Below are 3,641 nucleotides of genomic sequence, written 5' to 3'. Positions count from 1 at the left end.
GCCGGGGGGTGAGGCCCGGTGCGTGGACCCGTGCGGGGAGGCCCCCGTCGTGAGAAGGCTCCGCCCCGGGTGGGGCGGAGCCTTCCCGGGGCGGAGCCGGACCCCGGACGGGCCCGGGGTCCGTGGGCATGGTTCAGGAGCGCCGGTCCCCTCGACCGGGCTCATCGGGGGTGTCGGCCTCGATGCGTTCCTTGCGCACCTCGCCCCGCACCGACTCCTCCTCGGTGTGCTCCTCGGTGGACAGCCGCACTCGCTCCACCGGTTCGGCGCGGGTCTCGACCACGGGCCGTTCCTCGTGCAGCGTCACCTCGTGCTCGGACTCGGTGATCTCGGGGCCCGAGACCGCGGAGTCCCGGTTGGCCTCGGTGATCGGCTCGCGCTCGACGCGCACCTCCTCCCGCCTGACCGGAACGGTCCGCTGCTCCTCCTCGGTGACGACGTACTTCCGCAGACGTGCGCGACCGGTCTCCTGCCGCTCCTTCCCGACGTGCATGCGTTCCTCGGAGCGGGTCATGGCGTCGTCGGCTCCGGGGCCCCGGTAGCCGGGCGGAGCCTCGGCGGTGGGCGGTTCCTGGGCGGCCCGACCCTCGGTACCGGTGCCGATGCCGGCGTCGATCCTCGGTTCGGTGCCTTCCCAACCGCCGGTGTCCGCCCCCATCTCGGTTCCGGTGCGCTGTTCCCGGTCGGAGCGAGCCCAGCCGCCGGTCCCCGGAGCATTGGCGTCCTGCCAAGCGGCGTCCCAGTCGATGCCGTAGTGCTCGTAGAGTCGGTGTTCCTCCTGCTCGGAGAGGTGCCCGCCGGAGTCCACGTCCACGTTCGGGGCGTCCTTGACCATGTCCTTGTCGTAGGGGACCTCCAGGTGGTCCTCGACGAGGGTGGCCTCGTGTATCGGGATGAACGACTCGTTGGTCCCGAAGAGTCCGGTCTTGACGCTGACCCACTCGGGGCGCCCGGTGGCGTCATCGAGGAAGACGTGCTTGGCGTCACCGATCTTCTTGCCCTCGCGGTCGTGAACCGGGTGGTCCAGTACGGCCGGGATCTGCTCTCGAGTGATCACTGTTCTCCTCCTTCAGCTGCCTACAGAGCGCCTAACCTGTGCAAAGCATCCGAAAACCTGTGAAAAGGTCAATCCCTCGATTTCGGGGTCCGTCGCCCCGAAACGACCGGAGGGGTGACGTCGAGGCCGTCACCCCTCCCGCCACCCGTGCGGCCGGGCCCGCTCCGGATGGTGGTCAGAGCTTGCGCGTGTCCCGGGGTTCCACATACGGCTCGGTCTCCGGCGGGTAGCCGTTGGCGATCGCGCGGGAGCGCTCGAGTTCCGCGTTGACCTCCAGCCCCAGCAGGATCGCGATGTTCGAGATCCACATCCAGATCAGGAAGATGATCACACCCGCCAGACTGCCGTAGGTCTGGTTGTAGTTTCCGAAATTCGCCACGTAGGCCGCGAAGCCCAGCGAGGCCAGGATCCAGATCAGCACCGCCAACACACTGCCGAAGCTGACCCAGCGGAAACCGTGCTTGACGTTCGGGGAGGCCCAGTACAGCAGCGCGATCACCATGCTGAACAGCAGAACCATCACCGGCCACTTGGCGATGTCCCACACCTGCACCGCGGTCTCGCCCAGCCCCAGTACGTCACCCGCCCGCTGTGCCATCGTGCCGGTGAAGACCACGCCGACCGCGATCAGGACCAACACCACCACCACCACGATGGTGATCCCGACCCGGACCGGCAGGGTCTTCCAGATGGGACGTCCCTCACCGATGTCGTAGACCGCGTTGGAGGCCCGCATGAACGCGGCGATGTACGCGGAGGCGGACCACAAGGCGACCGCCAGACCCGCGATCAGGGCGAAGCCCGCGCCGGCGGCCGCTCCGTCCAACTGCTCCAGCATGCTGGTCAACAGGTCACGCACCGGCCCCGGGGCCAGCTGCCCCACATTGTCGATCAGGGTCTGGACGGCGTTGGTACCCATCAACCCCGCGATCGAGATCAGGGCCAGCAACGCCGGGAAGATCGACAGGATGCCGTAGTAGGTGAGCGAGGCGGCCCAGTCGATCAGGCCGTCCTCCTTGAACTCCTTGGCGGTGCGCTTGAAGACGTTCTTCCAGGAGCGCTTGGAGAGATCGGTCGGGCTCTCCGGCGGTTGCTCGCCCCGGGGGCCCTCCGGGGGGCGGCCCCGTTCCGGTTCGGCGGTGGGCCCTTCGGTGGTTTCCGCCCGCCGGTTCCCGGGGGTTCCCCCTTCCGCCGTTCCGCCGTGCTCGTCCGCCGCGGTCTCCCGCCCGGTCTCCGCTTTGCGCCCCACGTATCGCCGTGCCATGTCGCCACCTCTTCCGGTGAGCCCCGCAAGGGCCCGGAACCCGATCCGGAGCCCGACGGGCCGGGCCCCGCCGCCCCGCGCCGACCACGTCGGCTCGGCGGCGGCGGAACCCGGTCGGTCCGCTCCGGGGAATTACACGGAGTCGGATTGCCCGCGAGCGTCATCCGACACCTGTCGGGCGGAATCCCGTGCCCGGTCGGTGACCTCACCGGCCTGGCCACGAGCCTCTTCCCGGACCGTTCCGGCTGCCCGGCCGGCGCTCTCCTTCAACTCCTCACCGGCGTGGCGGCCTATCTCCCCGGCCTCGTCCTTCAACCGCTGCGCGGACTCCATGGCGGCTTCCCGAACCGGTTCGACCAAGCCCTCGGCCCGGTCGGAGACCTCCGAGACCATCTGCTGCTCCACCCGCGAGGGCGGCAGCAGGGAGGAGACCAGCAGCCCCGCGCCGAAGGCGATCACCCCGGCGGCCAGCGGGTTGCCCCGTGTGTGTCGAACCGCGGCACCGGGAGCCTGCTCCAGCGCCTCGCCGGCCTGTCCCGCCACCTTGCGGGCCTCCGCCGCGCTGTGCTCCGCGCCCTCCCGCGCCGAACCGGCGGCCTGATGGACGCGGTCCCGGGCGGAGTCGGTGGAGTCCGAGGCCGTGCCCATCACACGGTCCCGCAGGTCGTGCACGGCCCCCCGTACGCGCCGACCCCGTCGGCGCACCGCCGCTCGCGGACTGGCCCGGTCCGCCAGACGGTCCACGTTCTCGCTCAGGCGTTCCCGGGTGACATCGATATCGTCCTTCATCCGGTCGGGTGACGTGCCCATTGTGCGTCCTCCTTCAGCGTTTCAACGGTCCTCTCCGGCTTGGGGGAAACCTCCCGCATGCGAGAGCGGCCCAGTATGAACAGCACACCGCCGATCACCGCCCAGACGGCGGTGACGATCAGTGCCGCCCAACCGGCGTCCATCACATCGGCCAACCCCAGGACGGCGGCCAAGGAGAGGAAGATCGCCACCATCCAGCCGGCGAATCCCGCACCGGCGAACATGCCGGCGGCCTTGCCCGCCTTGACGGCCTCCTCCCGCACCTCGGTCTTGGCCAACTCGATTTCCTGGCGGAACAGCGTCTGCACGTCCGAGGTCACCGCGGAGAGCAGTTCCCCCACCGAGGCTTCCTCCTCGTGTGACTCGACCCCGGGCGGGTCGTGTCGTCCGCGCGATTCCGGTGAAGCGGATGACATCTCATGCCTCCGGGTGGCCGGGGTACGCGGGCCGGGTCGCCGGCCCGGGGGTCTCTCCCCCGGTCGGCACGCCGGGCGGTGTACCCGTGGGGGC

At 70.1% G+C, this 3,641-nt stretch carries 4 protein-coding genes; all 4 read right to left on the bottom strand.

Translation table 11 applies throughout. The features are described from left to right. Positions 1 to 133: 133 nt before the first annotated feature. Positions 134 to 1,057, bottom strand: a complete 924-nt coding sequence (locus FNQ90_RS15960) for a DUF2382 domain-containing protein (RefSeq protein WP_182607000.1) — start codon at positions 1,055 to 1,057, stop codon at positions 134 to 136. A gap of 175 nt (positions 1,058 to 1,232) precedes the next feature. Then, positions 1,233 to 2,321, bottom strand: coding sequence for a YihY/virulence factor BrkB family protein (locus tag FNQ90_RS15955; protein WP_182606999.1), 1,089 nt, complete (start codon positions 2,319 to 2,321; stop codon positions 1,233 to 1,235). A 132-nt stretch (positions 2,322 to 2,453) separates the two neighbouring features. Continuing rightward, on the bottom strand, positions 2,454 to 3,131 hold the full coding sequence (locus FNQ90_RS15950; RefSeq protein ID WP_182606998.1) for a DUF3618 domain-containing protein: 678 nt from the start codon (positions 3,129 to 3,131) through the stop codon (positions 2,454 to 2,456). Beyond that, positions 3,107 to 3,472, bottom strand: coding sequence for a phage holin family protein (locus FNQ90_RS15945; protein WP_323379996.1), 366 nt, complete (start codon positions 3,470 to 3,472; stop codon positions 3,107 to 3,109). Before FNQ90_RS15945 ends, FNQ90_RS15950 begins: the two co-directional genes overlap by 25 nt. Positions 3,473 to 3,641 lie beyond the last annotated feature (169 nt).

This window comes from Streptomyces alkaliphilus, assembly GCF_014141535.1.
GTDB classification, from domain to species: Bacteria; Actinomycetota; Actinomycetes; order Streptomycetales; family Streptomycetaceae; genus Streptomyces; species Streptomyces alkaliphilus.
Note: the sequence above shows the minus strand (reverse complement) of the source record. Positions and strands in the feature narration are given on the sequence as shown.